The 18,538-nt window shown below is 71.3% G+C and carries 17 protein-coding genes and 1 pseudogene; 9 read left to right on the top strand and 9 right to left on the bottom strand.

Translation table 11 applies throughout. The annotated features are described in order from the left end of the window. Positions 1–27 precede the first annotated feature (27 nt). Positions 28–774: a maleylpyruvate isomerase family mycothiol-dependent enzyme gene (locus tag AB0F17_RS49290; protein WP_358038537.1), complete on the top strand. Its 747-nt coding sequence runs from the start codon at positions 28–30 to the stop codon at positions 772–774. Here AB0F17_RS49290 and AB0F17_RS49285 read toward each other — a convergent pair. Next, the gene (locus AB0F17_RS49285; RefSeq protein ID WP_358038534.1) at positions 771–1,751 is read right to left on the bottom strand and encodes a teichoic acid biosynthesis protein C; all 981 of its coding nucleotides are present in this window, start codon (positions 1,749–1,751) and stop codon (positions 771–773) included. The two genes, AB0F17_RS49290 and AB0F17_RS49285, sit on opposite strands and share 4 nt — an antisense overlap. A 253-nt stretch (positions 1,752–2,004) precedes the next feature. Then, complete coding sequence (locus AB0F17_RS49280) at positions 2,005–2,769, bottom strand: SDR family oxidoreductase (protein ID WP_358038531.1); 765 nt, start codon at positions 2,767–2,769, stop codon at positions 2,005–2,007. Between the two features lie 177 nt (positions 2,770–2,946). On the opposite strand from AB0F17_RS49280, the gene AB0F17_RS49275 reads away from it, so the two are divergent. Further along, a complete protein-coding gene (locus AB0F17_RS49275) occupies positions 2,947–3,609 on the top strand; it encodes a TetR/AcrR family transcriptional regulator (RefSeq protein ID WP_358038528.1) in 663 nt (220 codons plus the stop codon). Positions 3,610–3,684: 75 nt separating this feature from the next. On the opposite strand, the gene AB0F17_RS49270 is transcribed toward AB0F17_RS49275, so the two are convergent. Beyond that, positions 3,685–4,695, bottom strand: a complete 1,011-nt coding sequence (locus AB0F17_RS49270; RefSeq protein WP_358038526.1) for an ADP-ribosylglycohydrolase family protein — start codon at positions 4,693–4,695, stop codon at positions 3,685–3,687. A gap of 86 nt (positions 4,696–4,781) precedes the next feature. Here AB0F17_RS49270 and AB0F17_RS49265 point away from each other — a divergent pair, with 86 nt between their 5' ends. After that, positions 4,782–5,819, top strand: a complete 1,038-nt coding sequence (locus tag AB0F17_RS49265) for a pyridoxal-phosphate dependent enzyme (protein ID WP_358038523.1) — start codon at positions 4,782–4,784, stop codon at positions 5,817–5,819. On the opposite strand, the gene AB0F17_RS49260 is transcribed toward AB0F17_RS49265, so the two are convergent. After that, positions 5,758–6,486 carry a class I SAM-dependent methyltransferase gene (locus tag AB0F17_RS49260; protein ID WP_358038520.1) on the bottom strand — a complete coding sequence of 243 codons (729 nt, stop codon included), beginning with the start codon at positions 6,484–6,486 and terminating at the stop codon, positions 5,758–5,760. The genes AB0F17_RS49265 and AB0F17_RS49260 overlap by 62 nt on opposite strands. Positions 6,487–6,594: 108 nt before the next feature. After that, positions 6,595–7,371, bottom strand: coding sequence for a SpoIIE family protein phosphatase (locus tag AB0F17_RS49255; RefSeq protein ID WP_358038517.1), 777 nt, complete (start codon positions 7,369–7,371; stop codon positions 6,595–6,597). 264 nt (positions 7,372–7,635) lie between these two features. Between AB0F17_RS49255 and AB0F17_RS49250 the strand changes: the two genes are divergently transcribed. After that, entirely contained in the window at positions 7,636–8,790 is a 1,155-nt protein-coding gene (locus tag AB0F17_RS49250) for a hypothetical protein (RefSeq protein ID WP_358038514.1), read from the top strand. Between the two features lie 523 nt (positions 8,791–9,313). Here AB0F17_RS49250 and AB0F17_RS49245 read toward each other — a convergent pair. Beyond that, the gene (locus AB0F17_RS49245; protein ID WP_358038511.1) at positions 9,314–9,808 is read right to left on the bottom strand and encodes a hypothetical protein; all 495 of its coding nucleotides are present in this window, start codon (positions 9,806–9,808) and stop codon (positions 9,314–9,316) included. 65 nt (positions 9,809–9,873) lie between these two features. On the opposite strand from AB0F17_RS49245, the gene AB0F17_RS49240 reads away from it, so the two are divergent. The 4 genes from AB0F17_RS49240 (at position 9,874) to AB0F17_RS49225 (ending at position 15,306) form a co-directional block, all read left to right on the top strand. Next, a complete protein-coding gene (locus tag AB0F17_RS49240) occupies positions 9,874–10,563 on the top strand; it encodes a response regulator (protein WP_358038508.1) in 690 nt (229 codons plus the stop codon). A gap of 63 nt (positions 10,564–10,626) precedes the next feature. After that, positions 10,627–14,097, top strand: coding sequence for a serine/threonine-protein kinase (locus tag AB0F17_RS49235; RefSeq protein WP_358038505.1), 3,471 nt, complete (start codon positions 10,627–10,629; stop codon positions 14,095–14,097). Positions 14,098–14,099: 2 nt separating this feature from the next. Beyond that, entirely contained in the window at positions 14,100–15,080 is a 981-nt protein-coding gene (locus AB0F17_RS49230) for a hypothetical protein (protein WP_358038503.1), read from the top strand. A gap of 67 nt (positions 15,081–15,147) precedes the next feature. Beyond that, entirely contained in the window at positions 15,148–15,306 is a 159-nt protein-coding gene (locus AB0F17_RS49225; protein ID WP_358038500.1) for a hypothetical protein, read from the top strand. Between the two features lie 143 nt (positions 15,307–15,449). Here the strand turns inward: AB0F17_RS49225 and AB0F17_RS49220 are convergent, their stop codons facing one another. Continuing rightward, a complete protein-coding gene (locus AB0F17_RS49220; RefSeq protein ID WP_358038717.1) occupies positions 15,450–15,833 on the bottom strand; it encodes a hypothetical protein in 384 nt (127 codons plus the stop codon). 112 nt (positions 15,834–15,945) lie between these two features. After that, positions 15,946–16,380: pseudogene (locus tag AB0F17_RS49215) on the bottom strand (MFS transporter); the annotation flags it as partial. Between the two features lie 213 nt (positions 16,381–16,593). On the opposite strand from AB0F17_RS49215, the gene AB0F17_RS49210 reads away from it, so the two are divergent. Beyond that, positions 16,594–17,268 (top strand): neutral zinc metallopeptidase, encoded by a 675-nt coding sequence (locus tag AB0F17_RS49210; RefSeq protein ID WP_358038497.1) that lies wholly within the window; start codon positions 16,594–16,596, stop codon positions 17,266–17,268. An 8-nt stretch (positions 17,269–17,276) separates the two neighbouring features. Here the strand turns inward: AB0F17_RS49210 and AB0F17_RS49205 are convergent, their stop codons facing one another. Continuing rightward, positions 17,277–18,440: a sugar diacid recognition domain-containing protein gene (locus AB0F17_RS49205; RefSeq protein WP_358038494.1), complete on the bottom strand. Its 1,164-nt coding sequence runs from the start codon at positions 18,438–18,440 to the stop codon at positions 17,277–17,279. Positions 18,441–18,538 lie beyond the last annotated feature (98 nt).

Genomic DNA, 18,538 nt, shown 5'->3' with positions numbered 1-18,538 from the left:
GAATATTGTTCGGTAGTGTTGTGCTCCATGACGGACATATTCGACGACCTCAAAGCCGAGTACGAGCAGTTGGACGCCGTCCTCGCCGCTCTAACCCCCGCCCAGTGGTCCCACCCCTCGGCCGCAGCGGGCTGGACCGTCTCCGACGTGGTCCTCCACCTGGCCCAGACCGAGGAACTCGTCGCCGCCTCGGTAGCGGGTGACGACGTCGGGGTCGGTGGCGAGGGCATCGACGCCGTGGCGGACACCCTCGTGGCCGCCCAGCGCGACATCACCCCCGCCGACCTGCTGGCCCGCTGGCGCACGGCCGCCTCCGCCACCCCCGCCGCCCTGCGTGCCCAGCCCAAGGGCACACGGCTGTCCTGGGTGGCCATCCCGCTGTCCCCGGCGACCCTTGCCACCACCCGCCTGGCCGAACACTGGGCCCACGCCTACGACATCACCGCCCCCCTCGGCATCCCCTACCCCGACACCGCGCGCCTGCGCCACATCGCCTGGCTCGGCCACCGCACCCTGCCGTACGCCTTCGAGGTCGAGGGAGTCGAGGGCGGTCCCGTCTACTGTGAGCTCACCTCACCCGACGGCGACCTCTGGCACTTCGGCGATCCCGCCGCCCCCTCCACCATCACGGGCCCCGCCGCCGATTTCTGCCGCGTCGGCGCCCGCCGACTCGACGCTGAAGGCAACGGGCCCGCACGGCCGCCAGGCGCTCGCCGTCCTCCGCAACTACGCCCTCTGACGGCTTCGGGCCGCGTCGTCGATCGGCAGGACTAGACCAAGGTGTTCTTGTAGATGATGGCGGTCTGGCGGGCGCCGGACACGCCGGTGGCGAAGCCGAAGCACAGGCGCGGTGCGCTGCCCGTGAGCTGGATCGCCATGCCCTCCGGTTCGCGGAAGGTCAGTGACTTCCACGCCTGGGTGAAGGACCGCTGTACCACTTCGCCGGTCGCCAGGTCCACGGAGGTGAGGTAGGTGTTGCCGGGGGAGGGGTTGCCGTCGCTGTACGCGGTGCCGTCCAGCAGGTACAGGTACTGCCCGTAAGCCGTGTACCCCTGGAATGTGCCCAGCCCGGCAGGCTGGGTGATGTCGTACAGGGGAGTGGGCCGGCCGCCCGCCTTGACCGCCGAGAGGGGGAAGGCGGCGAAGCGGCGCTGGTCGTTCAGGCGGTATCGCATGATGAGGCGGTTGGTGGAGGGGTCGATCGCGCAGGTCGTGCTGTCGGCGCCGGCGACCGGCGCGTACTTCGTCAGGGCGGTGGACGCGGTCGTGAGCGTCTGGCCGTTCACGAACTTGAACCGGGCCAGTTTGCTGCCCCAGGAGTCGGAGCCCTCGGACACCCCATCCGTTTCGGTCCAGAGGTACGCCGACGTGCCCGACGGCTCCACCCCGATCTGGACGCCGTGCCCGAATCCCGTGAGGTACATGTAGCCGAGGATCGCACCGGACAGGCTGAGCTTGGTGACGCACAGGTTTCCCGCGGCGGCGGAGCCGGAGCCGTTGCGTACCTGCACGGTGTAGAGGTGGCCGTTGACGTTGTCGAAGGCGAAGGACTGCAGCACCGTCTCGTCGTACAGCGCCTTTTCGGTCATCAGCGCCGCCGGGGAGGAGGTCAGCTCGAAGCGGTTCGCCGCGCGCGAGGCGGCGGTGGCCGGGGCGCCGCGTAAGGCGGTGAGGCCGAGCGCCACCGCGCCCATCCCCGCGCTGAGCAGGGCCCTGCGGGTGACCGCGGTCCCCGGAACGGTACGTAACATGCGTCGGCTCCTATCTGTCAGACGGCACAGCAAGATCGGGACATATCATGGCGACTTTCGCCACCCGAAGATGCCGATATGACGGAAATTTCCGGACATGCAGCGGTCGGCTGGTGATCGTGGGCGCTCGGCCGAGCGCTGCGCCGCACACCGCGAGCAGGAGGACGAGGACGGCCACGAATCTCATGACCGATCATGATATTTCCCGCGCCCGCCCGCATGGGCTCTCGACGAAGGCGCGCCGCCGCTCGGGCTAGACCGCGGCCCAGCCGTTGTCGACGGGAAGGACGACGCCGTTGATGTTGCTGGCGGCGTCCGAGGCGAGGAACACGATGGCGGCGGCCTGTTCGTCGGCCTCGGCGGGGCGGCCGACGTTGTGCATGTACGCGCCGATGGCTTGCGGGCCGTGCGCGGCGGGGTCGGCGTTGACGACGATGCCGGTCTTGGTGCCGCCTGGGGCGATGGCGTTGGCGCGGATGCCGGCGTTGCGGTACATGACCGCGACCGACCGGGTGAGTCCGACGATGCCGTGCTTGGAGACGGTGTACGCGGTGCCGGCCGCGCTGCCGCGCAGGGCCGCCTCGGATGCGGTGTTGACGATCGCGCCCTTGCCCTTGGCCAGCATGTGCGGCAGTGCGGCGCGGGTGAGCAGGAACGGCGCGGTCAGGTTGACCCGGATGACGCGTTCCCATTCGGCGTCGGAGACGTCGGCCGTGCCGGACATCTGGTCCATGATGCCGGCGTTGTTGACCAGGACGTCCAGGCTGCCGAAGGTGTCCACGGCGGTGGCGACGACCTGGTCGACCACCGCGGGGTCGCTCAGATCGCCGGCCACCGCCACCGCGGTGCCGCCGGCCTCCTGGATCTCCGCCACGACGGCCTTGGCGGCCTCACCGTTGAGATCGGCCACCACCACCTTGGCCCCCTCTTGGGCGAAACGCAGAGCGGCGGCCCGCCCGATGCCCGATCCGGCGCCGGTCACGATGACGCCGCTGTCTTCCAGGCCACTGCTGCTCATGTTCCGCTCCTCGCGGTCGTACGTCACGGGGTTCTCATCAGGGCTTCAGGTGCTCGCCGATAAGACCTGGTCAGGAGACCGTACGACTTTTTGTCGCGATGCGCCAGATAGTCAGGGGGCGACAAGAAGTGGTAGCGTCCCCAAGGTCGTGTGCACGACAGGCCCGGGAGGTAAGAGGTGTCTCGCGACGCACGGGCGCCGGTCGGGGTGGCCATGACTCCCTCCACCGCGCGGATGGGGCGCCCGCCCCTGACCGAACGGCGCAAGGCCGCGACCCGTCTGGAGATCGCCCGAGAGGCGGTCCGCCTGTTCACCACCAACGGCGTCGGCGGCACATCCGCCGAGGAGATCGCCGCGGCGGCCGGAATCTCCGCTCGCACGCTGTGGCGCTACTTTCCGAACAAGGAGAGCTGCGTCCTGCCCTTGCTGACCGGCGGGATCGAAGTCACCAGGCGCTGCCTGCGCTCATGGCGCCCCGACCAGGGAGTGACGGAGCTGCTCGACGCCATGCGGGACAGTGCCGGCGAGCTCGCCGCCGACAGAACGGCGCTGCTCAACCTGGTACGGCTGACCGGCAGCGAGCCGGGACTACGCGCGGTGTGGCTGGAGGCGCACAGGGAGGCCGAGCCGGTTTTCGCCGCCGCGCTCGCCCAGCGCGCCGGGATGTCCAGCCCCGACCTGGTCATCACCGTGCAGGCCGCCATGATCAACACGGCGCTGCGGACAGCGGTGGAGCACTACGCCTTCCACACCGACCCGGCCGCCGCAGAGGAGGCGGGTCTGCTGGAAGCGACGGTGAACCAGGCAATGCTGGCCGCAGCCCGTGGTCTCTCCCCCTAGGCATGGGCCCCTGACCAAGCGCGCCGCGCTGTTCCCAGGCAGGCCAACCTACCGCCTGTCCAGGGCCCGGCCAGATCAGCCGTACGCGGCCGAGAGCTCGTCGGCGAGCCGCTCGATCGTCTCCCGCCCCTCCAGCGGACGCGACCACTCGGCCGGGAACACGGCGGCGCCGTGCGCGGCCCCCAGGAGGTTGCCGCAGACCGATCCCGTGGAGTCGCTGTCTCCCGAGTGGTTGACCGACAGCAGCATCGCGCGTTCCACCGACGGCTCCACCAGCGCGCAGTAGACCCCGATCGCCAGCGCCTCCTCCGCGACCCACGCCCCGCCGAGCGACTCGACCGCCTCCGGCGTGTGCTCGCCGCTGCGGGCCAGCTCCTCCGCCGCGCGGAGCGCGCCGGCCGTCTCCTCGTGCCGGGGGTACGTGGCCAGCAGATCCAGGGTGTCCCGTACGGCGTGCGTCAGGGGCTTCCCCGCCACCAGCAGCGCGACGATCGCGGCGAACGCCCCGGCGGCCAGGGAGCCGGTCGGATGCCCGTGGGTGATCTGCGCGCAGGCGGCGGACAGGTCGAAGGCGGACCGCGGGTCCCTGACGGCCAGCCCGAACGGTGCCGAGCGCATGACCGTGCCGCAACCCTTGGAATCGGGGTTCACCGGGCCTGGCTCGCCGAGCGGTGCCGGGCCGGGAAAGTGCCGGTGCAGCCCCGACAGGCAGGCGTTGCCCGGGGCCCGCCGGGAGTACAGCCAGCCCTCCTCGCGCAGCCGGCCCGTACGGTGCGGGCGGTCCGGTGGCGGAGGTGCCGGATGGTCCTGGGTGTCCAGCCAGCGCTGGTACGCCTGCCGTACGGACTCCACGGCGCCGTCCGCGGTCTCGGCGCGGGTGAGGCCCTCCACCGTGAAGAGCGTCATCTGCGTGTCATCTGTGATCAACCCGGTCTTGCCCCGCCAATCGGCGGCATATCCGGAAATGCCGTCATTGCCCCAGTGTTTGCGGATCTCCCTGAGTGAATGGAACTCGATCGGCGCCCCCAGCGCGTCGCCGATCGCCCCGCCGAGCAGGCAGCCTCGAACTCGATCCCGGACATCCATGGGAAGATCCTGCCAGGTCCCCAAGGGCGACTGAAAGACCGCAGGTCATCGAGGGCGGCTCGCCCGGCGGCAGACAGGAGGAGCCAATGATTCTCCCCATCGAGGACACCCCGCTGCACCGGCTGCCGAATCTGGCGAGGCACCTCGGCATGGACGCCGACCACCTGTGGGTCAAGCGGGAGGACCTGACGGGCCTGGCCGGCGGTGGTAACAAGGCGCGCAAGCTGGCCGCGATCGTCGCGCACGCGGTGGCCCAGGGATGCGATCACCTGGTGACCGGCGGGGGCGCGCAGAGCAACCACGCCAGGATGACCGCCGCCGCGGCCAACATCGCCGGCCTCGACTGCGACCTTGTCCTCACAACGAGCAGGCCGAGCACGCCCGCCACGGCGACCACGCCAGGCGCGCCAACCGCTCCAGGCGGCGAGAGCGGCAATTTCCTGCTGGACCGGATACTCGGGGCGCACATTCACCACCTGGACGCCGCGGCGATGCCGTACCACGAGCTCGAGGCCGCCATCCAGGCGCGCGCCGGCCGGCTCGCCGAGCAGGGGCGCAGACCGTACGCCATCCCGATCGGCGGCTCATCGGCGCTCGGCGCGGCCACCTACATATCGGTGGCCCGCGAGCTGAGGCAACGGCTGGACCCCGACCTGGTCGTGGTGGCCGCCGGCTCGGGCGGCACGCACGCCGGCCTGGTCGCCGGCTTCGGCGACCACGGCAAGGTGCTGGGCATCGACGTCGGCGCGCGCCCCGGGCTGAGCGCGGCGGTGGAGGAGCTCGCCGCCCAGGCGGCGAGCCAGGCCGGGCTGCCCCGGCCGGCGGGCCGGTGCCGGATGGACACCGCGCAGGTCGGGGCCGGGTACGGGGCGCCGACGGACGCGGCGCTGGTGGCGCTGCGGGTGGCGGCCAGGACCGACGCGTTGCTGCTCGATCCCGTCTACACGGCCAAGGCGATGGCGGGGCTGTTCGCCGCGGTGCGTGCTTCGCCGGGGATGCGGGTGGTGTTCCTGCATACCGGTGGTCTGCCGGGGTTGTTCGCCTCGCGGTATGCGGGGTGGCTCACCAGTTCGCCGCCAGCTTCCTCCGCAGACGGGCCGGGAACAGCGGCGGGGCCTTCCTGACCGCGCGGGCGCCGATCACCTGGAACAGCGCTCGCCTGTCGGTCATGTCGCCCTTGCCGCTCGGTTCCCTGCCGAAAATCGCGACCAGGGCCGTCCTGGTGCCCGTCTTCTCGCTCCACTCCACCAGGGCGCGGCACTCGGCGGGATCCTCGCCGAAGAACTCGTCGAACAGCAGCAGGCAGCCGTCGGACAGCAGCGGGGTCACCCAGGCCAGCGCGTGGGCCGTCGCGGATTCGAGGTCGGCGTCGAAATGGACCAGGCTGACCTGGTTCACCTCGGCGGCGAGCTCCGGTGTGAGGGAGTCCTCGAAGAACCCCTCGACGATCCGTACGCCCCTGAGCCGTGGCACCGGCGTCGCGAAGGTGCCCGCCCGCAGGTTCTCGTAGCTTTCCGGAAGCCCCTGGAAGGAGTCGCAGGCGTAGATCCGCTTCCTGCGCTGCCGGCGATCCCAGAGGCTGCTACGCCACAGCTCATCCCTGATCACCCGGGTGGAGTAGCCCTTCCAGACGCCGAACTCGACGATGTGGCCCGGCACGGCGCGGGCCAGTTGCACCGACAGCTCGATGACCTGGGCACGGGAGGGGAAGGTGACCTTGCCCCTGATCCCCGCCCAGTCCCCGGGAGTGCCCCGTAACCACGTCTCGTCGAGCAGTCGGCGGTCGGCCATGAGAGGTTCCTCCACTCCTCGCGACTCCGGCCCCACCGGAGACCCTCCTCATGGAAGCAGTGCCGACGCGCGCGGACCATGCAGAATTACCTACCGCCACGGGAAGCTTCAGGTAGTGACGAAGTCCGCGATGACCACGGTCGCGTCGTCCTTCGGCTCCACGGCGGCCATCTCGTCGAACACCCGGTCCAGGCAGGCGGCGGGGGACGGCCCACCGGCGAACAGCTCCCTCATGCGGGGGACGCCGAGGGCGCGGATCGCGCCGTTCGTGACGATGACGACGCGGTCACCCGGACGGAGCGACACGGTGCCGACCTGCGGATCGGGGTCGGACGCCAGGCCGATCCCGTGCGGCGGCGAGCCGTCCGTCAAGGAGCGCGGCGTGGTGAGCGGCTGAGGCTGCTCGCTTTTCGCGCAGTGCCAGATCGCGCCGTCGCCGACGTGCGCGAAGCGCAGGCACGGGCCGCCCTCCGGATCGAGGATGATCAGGTCCAATGTGCTGACCAGGCCGGACGTGGCGGGGTCGCGCAGGGAGGCGGTACGCACGGAGTGATGTACCGCCTGGACCCAGCCGTCCATGTCCACCTCCCGCGTCCCGGCGTAGTGCGGCCGGGCGGCGACCACGGCACCCAGGGCCAAGGCGGCGGCGGCCTGGCCGCCCGTTGCGTCCTCCGCTTCGCCGTCCGCGCCGCCGGCCGCCGCGATCAGCCGTTCCTGGATGACGTAGGCGTCGGACGGCCGGCGGTGCGAGCCCTCGTACGTACCGCCCACCGCCGACAGCCGCGGCCGCGCCACGGGCATGCCGGGCGGCCAGGTGCCGCGGTGACCACGAACCGCCATCACGGAAAGGCAGGAGAGCAGAATCGTGATCACGATGAAGGTCATGAGGTCCCCTCTCGTCGCGGTCATCGCGACACGCGCCCAGTACACGCCCGCGCGAGACGATGACGACTGACGGCCGATCAGCCGTCATGCGGCCCGCCCGCCGCTGGTCCAGGGTTCGAAGACGCGGTGCATACCGCAGGAGAGCCGGCCCGAGGAAAACAGCCATGCGGACCCATGACCCCATCCGCCGCCACACCCCGCTCGTCCCTACCGGGTGCGTTATCGTGAGACCCGTTTTGTGCTCTCATCGCGAGCGGACGGCGCATGGCTCACCCCGGTTCCACGAGATACGACTCGGCGGCCAGGCAATTGGAGAAGGCCATCGCGCGTACGGCCGCGGGAGCGCGTGTCGCGGTGGGCCTGGTGGCGGTCATCGCCGCGACGATCGGCGCCGTCCCGCCGGTCTCCACCCGGTGGCTGGCGCCCCTGCTGGTGGTGGAACTCGGGTGGACCCTGCTGTTCGCCCGCCTGGTGTGGCGCAGGGAGTTGCTGCCCACCTGGCTGGCGGCCGGTGATGTGGCCATCACCGTCGCGTTATGCCTCGCGCAGCGCGACCTCGTGGCGAAAGAGGCGCTGGAGGCCGGCGCGAGCTGGATCGCGGGGCTGGTCACGATGACCATCGTCGTCGCCGGGGTCGCATGGCGGCCCAAGGTGGTCATCCCCACCGGTGTGGTCATCTCGGGGGCGTATCTGGCCGGGGCGCGGCTCGCGTCCCCTTCCCCGGACGTGATCATCACGACGGGGACCCATCTCGTACAGATTCTCTCGATCGTGGGGCTGATGATGCTGCTGCGCCGCTCCTCGGCCTCGGCCGACGCCTTCCTGAGGGAGAGCGCGCGCGCCGAGATCGCGCTCATGGTGGAGCGGCTGCGGCGCGAGGACGAGCTGCGGCAGGTCGGCAGCATCCACGAGACGTCCCTGCACACGCTGACGATGGTCGGGCTCGGCACCTACGACGGGCCCTCGCCGACCCTGCGCGACCAGGCGGCGACCGACCTGACGGCGCTGGAGAAACTCCGTGACACGCCGCGCGCCGGCTCCGCCTCCATCGCCCTGGACACCCTGCTGGAGGAGGTGGCCGAGCGGATGACGGGCCTGGACGTCCGCCGGAGCCTGCTGCCGGAGACGGTGCCGGGGGACGTCGCGGAGAGTTTCGCCCGCGCCGTCACCGAGGCCCTGGCGAACGTCGCGCTGCATGCCGGCGTACACGAAGCGGAGCTGCTCTCGAGCAGGCACGACGGCGAGATCCGGGTGGAGGTCGCCGACGAGGGCCGCGGGTTCGACCAGGACCGGCTGCCGCCCGACCGGTTCGGCGTGCGCGGATCGATCCTCGACACGATGCGGTCCCTGCCGAACGGCGGCGCCGAGATCTCCTCCGGCGGCCAGGGCACCCGGGTAAGACTGTGGTGGCGGCCGTGACCGAGGAGATCGAGCAGGTCGCGCAGCGCTATGCCCGCTACACCGCGATCGGCGCGGTGATGATCGCCCTGCTCTGGCACACCGGCTACGACCTGACGGTCACGATCACCGGCTGGGACGACTTCCGCTGGCCGGCAGTGGCGGCGGCGTCCTGGATCCTCTACACCGTGATCGCGGTGGTGGCCGCACGGGCGCTGTTGCGTACCTCCAGCGGGCCGCCCAGAGGTCGCGAGCTCGCGATCCCCGTGCTGGCCCTGGACATCGCGGTGATCGTGGCCTGTTACCCGAAGGACCTGATCGCCCCCATCGACTGGGGCTGGGGCTCGGTCGGCTGGCTCGGCGTCATGCTCCTGTGGAACCGGCCGCGCGGCCGGGGCGAGCTGCTCGCCTTCCTCATGGCCAACGCCGGCATCATGCTGGCGGCGATGGCCGTGACCGGGACGCTCGACCGCGTCTCCATCGCCAAGTACCTGATGGTCGAGGTCGGCAGCATCACCCTGCAGCTCGGTTACCTGGCGGGCTGTCATACCCTGCGCGTCCGCGCTGAGGACGCCGTGCTGCTGGCCCGCCGGCTCGCCGCCGACGACGCCTGGCGGGAGTCCGCCCGGCGCATCCACGCCGACCGGCTGCGCAGGTACGACGCCATCCGCGACGTGGCGGAGTCGCTGCTGAAGCAGTTGGCCGACGGCGCCGATCCCGGTGATCCGCGCGTACGCGCGGACTGCACGGCCGGGGCCATGCGGTTGCGCCGCCTCATCACCGAGCGGGAGGATGTGCCCGACGAACTGGTGTCGGCGCTGCGCGAACGCATCGACGCGGCCGAACGGCGCAAGGTCCTGGTGACGGCGCCGCCGTTCGGCGACAACCTGCCCGACCTGCCCGAGGGCGTACGAGAGGACCTGCTCAGAGCGCCGATCCTGGCACTGGACGGCGCCAGATCGCGGGCCAGGGTCACCGTGTCCGCGATGTCCACCATGATGAGCGTGGCCGTCGTGGCCGACAACGACGACCTGCCCATCAGCCCGACCCGATCCGCGAGCCCAGCGGGGTCGTCGTCACCTATCAGCGGCAGGGAGGGGAGGTATGGGTCAACAGCATCTGGCAGGGCCCGTGACGGTCGCCCTGGTGGAGGACCACCAGGTCGTGGTGGACGGCGTCAGATCGTGGTTCGGGCCGCCGAGCCCGGTGGAGCTGGTCGCCCAGGGGTCCACCATCGAGTCCGTCCGCGGCACAGCCGCCGACGTGCTGATGCTCGATCTCAACCTCAACGGCACCCTGGTCATCGACCGCGTCGCCGAGTTGTGCGGGGGCGGGCAGCGGGTCATCGTCTTCTCCGAGCACGAGGAGCCGGAGACGGTACGCGCCGTGCTGGACGCGGGGGCCTCGGCGTTCATCGGCAAGGGCCGGGCCACCCGGGAGTCCTGCCTCGAGACCATCCTGGAGGTGGCCGCCGACAAGCCGAGCATGACGCCGCCGATGGCGCAGGCGATCGCGACCGACGAGGGCCCGCACCGGCCGCAACTGTCGGACAAGGAGCGGGCCGCGCTGCTGTTCTGGTTCCAGTCGATGTCGAAGGCGTCCGTGGCGGCCCGGATGGGGATCAAGGAGCGGACCGTACGCCAGTACATCGACCGGGCCCGGGTCAAGTACGCGGCGGCGGGACGGCCCGCGCCCACCAAGGAGAAGTTGCTCATCTGCGCCATCCAGGACGGCCTCATCCGCCCCGACGAGGTGACCGTCTACACCTCCCTGGCCGCACAGCAGGAAAGGTGACCGGCCGCAAACCTGTGCCGCAACCCCTTCTCGATTAGGTGATGCCGTTGCACCATCGTGAACATGCCCGCCCTCGTCCCCGGCGACCCGCGCCAGCTCGGTGAGTACTGGCTGGCGGGACGGCTGGGGGAGGGCGGACAGGGTGTGGTCTACGAGGCGTACGACCCGGCCGGGCAGCGGGTGGCGATCAAGGTGCTGCACCCCGGGGCCGGATCGGAGCTGCGTCTCCGGTTCGCCAAGGAGGCCGCGGCGACCCGGCAGGTGTCGGCGTTCTGTACGGCCCGGGTGCTGTCGGTCCGGCTCGACGACCCCCGGCCGTACATCGTCAGCGAGTACGTCGGCGGCCCCAGCCTGCGCCGGGCCGTCGAGACCGCCGGGCCGTACCGGCCGGACGACCTGCACCGGCTGGCCACCGGCATCGCCACCGCGCTGACCGCGATCCACGAGGCCGGGGTGATCCACCGCGACCTGAAGCCGGACAACGTCCTGATCGGTCCCGACGGGCCACGAGTGATCGACTTCGGGATCGCCAGGACGTCGGAGATGTCGCTCACCCCCACCGGGCAGAACGCCGGGACACCGGCGTTCATGGCCCCCGAGAGCGTCATCGGCCAGCGCGCGGGCCCGGCCGTCGACATCTGGGCGTGGGGCGCCGTCGTCCTGTACGCGGCGACCGGCCGGGACCCGTTCACCGGCGAGAACCTGGCGGGGCTGCTGCACCAGATCCTCGCCGCCGTCCCCGACGTGTCCGGGCTGGCCGAGCCGCTGCGCGCCCTGGTGACGGCGGCCCTCGCGAAGGACCCGGCCGGCCGTCCCAGCTCCCGCGCTCTGCTTCTGGCCCTGGTCGGCGGCCAGGACGTCACCCCGCACGATGACGGCGGCACCCGGGCGCTGCTGACCGAGGGCAGCCGGGCGGCCGAGATGATCCGCCCGCCCGCCCGGCTCGCGCAGCCGCCCCTGGAGCTGGTGGCCGAGCAGATCTACCGGCGGCTGCGCGGCACCGACCAGGCGGTCGTGCCGCAGATCATGCTGCGCCTGGTGATGCCCGGCGAGGGCGCCGAGGACATGCTGCGCAAGGTGCCGGCCGACGAACTCGACGACGGCGTTGTCGACTCGCCCATGCTGGACCGGGTGCTGCTCGGGTTCACCCGGGCCGAGCTGGTGGTCCGCGACGACGACACCGTGTCGCTGGCCAACGCGGCCCTGCTGCGCGCCTGGCCGCGGATGCGCGGGTGGATCGACGCCGACCGGGCCGGGCTGCGGATCCACCGAAGGCTCGGCGAAGCCGCCCAGCGATGGGACGCGCACGGGCGCCGTCTCGGCGACCTCTACCAGGGCGGCTCCCTTGAGGCCGCGCTGAGCTGGGCCGCGACCGGCCGCCAGCACGTGACGCTGAACCTCCTCGAGAACGCCTTCCTGGAAGCGGGCCTGGCCTACAGCCGGGTCCGGGCCCGCCGCCGGCGGCAGGTCATGGCGGCGCTGGCCACCATGCTGGTCATCGCGCTGGCCGCCACGGGCGTGGCCGCCGGACAGCGGGCGGCGGCGGTACGGGAACGGGACATCGCCGTGGCCCGCAAGACCGCGATGCTCGCCGAGACGCTGCAGACCTCCGACCCGGTCAGGGCCATGCTGCTGAGCGTGGCGGCCTGGCGGATCGCCCCGATCCAGGAGGCGCGGGCAGTCCTGTACAGCGCTCTCGCGCAGCGCGAGCTGACCGTGCTGCCGCCGCCGGCCGCCGGGGCGGACGCGCGTTTCGACCTCAGCGCCGACGGCCGCGTGCTGGCCGTCGCCGACGCGGGCCGGGTGACCCTGCGAGAGGCCGGCCGGCCGGTCCGTACGGTCGCCGGAGTGGGTACGGGCGTGCGCGCGATCGCCTTGAGCGGCGACCAGAGGAAGGTCGTGGTCTGCGGCCCCGACGCGGTACGCGTGTGGGACGTGGCGACGGGCCGGCCCGGGCCGCGGATCGCCGGAACCGCACTCGGCGCGACGCTCAGCCGTGACGGCCGGCTGCTGGGCCTGGCGACGACCGACGGCAGGGGCGAGGTCAGGGACGTCCGTACCGGAGAACGGGTCATGGGCACGCGGGACGAGCGGATCGACCGGATCACGATCTCCGACGACGATCGGTATGCCGCCGCCACCTTCACCGACGGCCGCTACGAGCTGTGGGAGCTGGGTCCGCGACGTCGGATCCAGGGGTCGGGCAGCGCGGTCGCCTTCGGGCCCGGGACGGCCGCGATCGCCACGGGCGGCGAGATCCGGCTGTGGGATCTGGCCGCCGGGCGGTTCCGCCGGGAGTCGCTCGTCGACGGCATCACGGCGGCCTGGCTGTCCTTCAGCGCCGACGGGCGGCTGCTCATCTCCTACGACCGCGCGGCCATCGCCATCTGGGACGTCGCGACGGGCGAACCGACGCTGCACTACCCGCTGACCGACACCTCCGGCATGCCCTCGGCCCGGCTCGACCCCGGGCACACGCGGCTCAGCTACCTGCTGGGCAGGGGCGCGGTGGCGGTGCTGGACCTCACCATGGGCGGCCACGTGGCCGCTTCGGCCACTGCGGCTACGTTCGACCCCGCGGGACGGTTCGCCGCGCTGCAGACCGAACGTGGCCTGATGCTGTGGGACGTCGCCGCCGGCCGGTCACCGGGCACGCTCGGCTACCAGGATTCCGCCGGCACCGATGACAGCGACGCCGACGGCGCGTACGCCCTGGCGTTCAGCCCCGACGGGCGGACGTTGGCGGCCGGATCGGCCGGGACGACCACGGTCACGCTGTGGGATGTGGCGAGCCGGACCCAGACCGCGCGGCTGCCGATAGGCGGCCGGCAGTACATCGACGGCCTGGCCTTCAGCCCCGACGGACGGACCCTGGTCGTGGCGCCCGCCGGGGGCCGGGCCGAGCGGTGGGACGTACGCCGTGCTCAGCGACTGCCCGACCTGCCGCGGGACGGGTTCGACGCGATGGCCTTCCGGCCCGACGGCAAGACCTTGGTGATCGGCGGCAGCGACGCCGCCCTCATCGACCTCGCCACCGGGAACGCCATCCGTGACAGGCCGTTCGGCGGCAGCGTCGACGGGGTCCGGTCGCTGGCCTACTCCCCGGACGGTTCGACGATCGCGGTCGGCTTCCGCCAGCTCGGCGTCGACCTGTGGGACGGGCTCGGCCGCCGTCAGCTGGGCCGGCTGGCGCCCGGACGCGGCGAGTTCGACACGGTCATGGCGATCGCCTTCCACCCGGCCGGCGCCATCCTGGCCACCGGTGGCAGCAGCGGAAGCGTCCAGCTGTGGGACGTGGCGGCCCGCACGGCTCTGGGGGATCCGTTCAAGGCGCACGCCGGTGGGGTGCTGGCCCTGGGATTCTCCGGCGACGGCCGGCACCTGCTCAGCATCGCGGACGACGGCACGATTCACGATATCCCGGTCGATCCCGCCGCGGCCGTGGCCCGGATCTGCGCCCGCGCGGGCGTCGGCCTGGCCCCGGCCGACTGGGAGAGGTTCATTCCCGAGATCTCCTTCAGAGAGGTGTGCTGACCATGGCGACCCCGAGAACGACCCCGCGGACGATCCTGTGGAAGCTGCTGCGAGATGACGGCCTCATCGAGTCGGTCGACATCACGCCGGTCCCCGTGATCTCCGAAGCACCGCTGACCGTCGACGTCGCGACCTCCGGCGTACGCGACCTCCGAGGCTTCCTGCGCGGCCCCGGCGGGGAGCGGGAAATGCTCGCGTTCGAACGCGTCGAGGCCGGCGAGTTCGGCGACCTGTGGCGGGCGGAGAGCGTGGTGAAGGCCACGGGGACCTGGCGGGTGCTCCTCCGCGCCCGCGGTGACGCCGTGGAGGAGACCTTCACGGTGGCGACCGAGTCCGAGGCGGGCGCGGAGACGCGGTTCGACGGGTTCGGCCTTTTCCCCGATCCGGTGCGCGAGGGCGACGAGCTGACCTTCACCGGTGTCCTGCGAGCGGACGACGCTGATGTCAGCGGCCTGCCCATCCTGCTGGAGTTCCGCGAGGACGACGAGTTCGCGTGGACCGAGATCACCCGTACGGATACTGGGGATGGCGGGCAGTTCACCGCCGTCGTGATCGCGCGGAACTCCGGCTTCTGGCGGGCGGAGTTCCCCGGCACCGGGACGAGAGGCACGGGGAGAGGGCTGTCCGCCGCCGACGCCCAGGCGCTGCGCGGCTCGCGCAGCGCCCAGCAGCACTCGGCGGTGGAGAAGGCGGGCCTGTACCAGGTGTCCCACACGGTCAGTGACCAGTCGGTCCCGAGGAACACGAACGTCCGGCATACCGGGAAGGTGCAGAAGCGCGACAACGTCAACGCTCGGTGGACCAAACTCAACCACGAGCGGGTCGAGCTGCTCTTCAACGGATCCGCTACCAACCGCACGGGCAACACCAGCGGCATGGGCAAATACCAGATCGACGCCAAGGCGGTGAGCACCGGTACGTGGGGGGTGAGGATCTCCAGCTCCGGCAACCAGTTCGCGGAGATCAAGGTGACCGTCAGCTGAGGGGGGGCCACCACCGTCCGGTGGGCCGCCACTTGCCTATACCCCTCTAAACTAGTAGGAAATGCATGTGTACCGAAGATCCCCGGACCAGCCGGTGCCGCGCCGAATGTGGGACAACCGCAGCACCGCCCACTACGCCAACCGCGACTACGGCACCGCCCACCGCGTCATGCACCGCATCACCCTGCGCGGAGACCGCCCCGTCGGCCCTGCCACCTCGCACTGACATCTCCTCGCCCTGCCGCGGGCACTGGAACAATACCGATCATGAAGTGCACTCGGCGCGAGGGAACGGAGAGCCCGCGAGGGCTTCCTGACAGTCGAACGATGCACTCGTCGTGGGTTGCCCTCGGGCAGCCGTCGCCACCCTCACTTGGGCAACGATGAACACGGCTCGTCTTTCAGGCCGGGTTCCTGAAGGTGGGGCATGCCCCTGACCAGGAGCAGAGCGGGCGGCACGACGAGGGCGATGCCCGCGGCGGTCGCGAGCACGGCCGCCTGGCTGGTCAGCTCCGACAGCGGCCCGGTCAGTGCCTGGCCGAAGGGCAGCAGCCCGAAGCCGCACAGCCAGGCGAACGAGGTCATCCGTCCGATGAGCTGGTCCGGGACAGCCCGCTGCAGGGCCACCTCCCAGTGGATGGCGTAGATCTCGACGCCCGCTCCGGCGATCACGTACGCGGCGAGGATGGGGAGCGGAGAGGTGGCGAGGAGGAGCGAGAGCGGCGCCGCGGCGTACAGCGCCATGGACGCCATGGCCAGCACCCCGACGGCTTTTGTCGTCGGCGAACGAGGCGTGCGGCGCGGGAGTCCAGCACGGCTCCCTGATCCGCCAGAACACCACGGCCGTCACCGCGAACACCGCCACGGTGATCGCGTAGGCGGCGCGGGTTCCGGTGGCGGCGACCAAGGCCACGCACAGGGCGGGCCCCACCATGAGGCCGGTACGAATCGAGACGGCGATCAGGGACCGGCCGGACATCCGTTCGTCCTCCGCGAGGACACCTCGGAGTATCGCGTTGAAGGCGGGCCGGATGAACGCCTCGGTGACTCCCGCGATGAAGATGACCACGGCGGAGGTCCAGATCGGCAGGGCGGGAGCCAGCGCCAGCGCGGCGACCACGACGGCCAGGACCCCGTACGCGGCCATCATGATCCGCCGTCGCGGCAGCCGGTCGGCCCACACGCCGCCGATCGGCAGGAAGATCACCAGGGCGACGCCGCGGACGGCGAGCACCAGCCCGAGTGACGAGGCGTCACCTCCGGCGCCGAGCACCGAAACGGTGATCGCGACGGCGAGCATCTGCTCGCCCATCACCGAGGCCGTCTGGCTCAGCAGGAGCAGCCGGAATCGAGCGTTGGCGATGGCCCTGACGTCGATGAGAATCGTCGCTCCTGGGGGTCGGCCGGTGCATACCGGTGGAACGGAATGGAACGCCTGAACTATCGAGTCAACAGCTCCCCGAGGTGCTTGGCCAGCGCCGTAAGCCGTACCCCACGACAGGAGAAGCCCCCCATGCGACGTTTATCGACCTCCCTGCTCCTCGCGGCCCTTTCCGCGGCCGCCGTCGTAGTGGCGACCGGCGGCCCCGGCGAGGCGGCCAGCCGGAATGCCGGCACCAGTGCGGCTCTCGACGACATGGGACAGGACATCTCCACGGCGACCACCGAGGTCAACCGGTTCTGGGCGCGGCATTGGGGAGACTTCTTCGACGGCAGATATTCCCGTCCCAAGATCGTCGGCGGTTACTCCCGCTCCGGCAAGCTCCCGCCCTACTGCGGAAACAAACGCGTCTCGTACAACAACGCGTTCTACTGCCCTTCCGGGGACTACATCACGTGGGATATCGATCTCCTGAAGAGCGGCTATCGCTCCGGCGACGCGTGGGTGTACCTGGTCATCGCGCACGAGTGGGGGCATGCCGTCCAGGCGCGGATCGATCCCTCGCTCAGGTGGCGCGGCAGAGAACTGCAGGCGGACTGCCTGGCGGGTGCGGCGCTGTTCGGTGCCGCCGAGGACGGGGCGCTGGAATTCGAGGAAGGTGACGTCGACGAACTGGTCGCCGCCTTCGACAGGCTGGGCGACAGGACGCCGTGGACGAAGGAGAGCGACCACGGAACCCCGGCGCAGCGGCTGTCGGCTTTCAACAGAGGGGCCGACGGGGGAGTGGACGGCTGCCTGCCCGATTGATCCATTGCTCAGGGTTCTACCTGGTCGGCCACGCAGGCCAGGTACAGGGCCAGGCGGGCCCGGTGATCGTCCGCCGGCCGGCCTGACAGCTGGGAGATCTTGTCCAGGCGGTAGAGCAGCGTGTTGCGGTGGATGTTCAGCGCGGCCGCGGCCCGGACGAGGTTGCAGCCGCTCTCGCAGTACGCGATGACGGTCTGGCGCAGCACCGGCCAGTCGGGACGGGCTCTCAGCCCGGCGATGGAGAAGCCGGCGAAGCGCGACCGTGCCCTGCGCGGCACCGCGGCCAGCAACTGGTGGACCCGCAGGTCGCCGATGGAGTGGACCTGCGCGTCGGCCTGGACGCGCGGCCCGAGGCGCAGCGCGGCGGCCGCGTCCTGGTAGGAGTCGTGCAGCCCGGGGACCGAGTCGGCCGCGATGCCGAGGCCGATCGCGACCCGGAGCCCGATCCGCTGGCGGATGTGGTCGGCGAGCGGCAGGCAGAGGGAGCGCAGGTCGGTGCCGGCGGGCCGGCGGGGGAGCGCGGCGAACCGGCTGGAGGTCATCGCGGCGACGAGGTCCTGGGAACCGGAGAACGTCTCGCGGATGGCACGGAGCAGCATCGACCGGGTGCCCGATCCGTCGGGGCTCGGCGCGCCCTCGCCGACGTCGATGATCACCGCGGTCCGCTCCGCCCGCAGGTTGTAGCCGAGCTCGCCGGCCCGCGCGACGAGATCTTCGGGATTGATCACGTCGGGGTCGAACTGCGCGATGTCGCGGAGCAGGTCCTCCACCGTCCGCTCCAGCACCAACCTGGAGCGCAGCCGCATCGACTCCTGCAGCATGATCTCCGTCTGCCGCTTGACCACCAGCCCGAATCGCTGGACCCGGGCGGGGGAGCCGGTGATGCCGACCGTGCCCAGCGCCCGGCCGTCGATGATGATCGGCAGCGTGATGCCGGGCCGCACCCCCTGCAGCCGGCGAGCCTGTTCCGCGGAGTGCGCCGCGGACTTCAGGGTGCGCATGACCTCCACCGACGCCTCATGGAACGAGCCGATGCGGCGGGTGTCGCCGCTGCCGATGACCACGCCGTCCGGATCGGTGATCAGCACGTTGAAGCCGATGATGTCGCTGGTGTCACCGGCGATCCCCTGGGCGAGCGTGGGCGTAAGGACCGGTGGCCAGGGTTGGGACATACATCCACCTCTATCGTGCGGATCGTACGACAACGTGCCGAAAAAGCCCGCTAACTATGAATTTATCGTCCAATGACGCGCGAGTGAAGCTCGTCTAC

The sequence above is a fragment of the Nonomuraea sp. NPDC026600 genome (assembly GCF_040638335.1).
Lineage (GTDB): Bacteria > Actinomycetota > Actinomycetes > Streptosporangiales > Streptosporangiaceae > Nonomuraea.
The sequence above is the reverse complement of the archived record's forward strand: the minus strand, read 5'-3'. Positions and strand labels throughout refer to the sequence as shown.